Source organism: Bergeriella denitrificans NBRC 102155, assembly GCF_001592185.1.
In the GTDB taxonomy this organism is placed as follows: Bacteria; Pseudomonadota; Gammaproteobacteria; order Burkholderiales; family Neisseriaceae; genus Neisseria; species Neisseria denitrificans.
Genome location: NZ_BCWL01000381.1, coordinates 1 through 626 on the forward strand (window position 1 = coordinate 1; position 626 = coordinate 626).

1 protein-coding gene is annotated in these 626 nt (G+C 35.0%); it reads left to right on the forward strand.

Annotation, left to right across the window (positions count from 1 at the left end; translation table 11 throughout):
- The first annotated feature begins 81 nt into the window (after positions 1 to 81).
- Complete coding sequence (locus BDE01S_RS10915; protein ID WP_115225424.1) at positions 82 to 474, forward strand: hypothetical protein; 393 nt, start codon at positions 82 to 84, stop codon at positions 472 to 474.
- Positions 475 to 626 lie beyond the last annotated feature (152 nt).

Here is a 626-nt window from a genome sequence, read left to right on the forward strand (position 1 = left end):
ATATGTAATATCAGGCGGAACATCTAAACAGTCATGTTTAACCTGCCAATATGCATTTGAACAATTGGGCGTCGTTTTAAAATGAGAACAGAAATCAAAGAACTATATGATTATTTAGAGCAATGTGATGACGAATTAACCATTCATGAAAAGCAATTGATGAATTTAAAAATATTGCATATCGCAGAAAAGTATCTATCTCAAACAAAGAATAAAGACATCATTGATATCTATCATCAAGCTCATCATTATTGGCAAACATTAGATAAGCAGGTTAATTTAGATGAGTTAGACGACCATGCTTGGGAGCTGAATAACAAGCTATTTGGTATCAGATACGGCCATCATATCGATGGTATCCTATTAAGATTTTTGCTGGGCACGACAGAAAAGAATAGTGATAAAGATTATTTCGATCAGTTATTTGATTTTTATGATTCTTTAATTAATCGGGCGGAAAAATTGGGAAAGTAATGTGTATTTTTCCCGGCAATATCGGTATCACGATTATAGTGAAATTCCTAAAAGAGAAATGTGTAGGCAGAGTTGTTATTGAGCTTCAGCTCATTCTGTGCATGAGCGGTAGGGCGCAGCCTTGTTGTCTCTCTCGGTTTGTTATAGTCGGA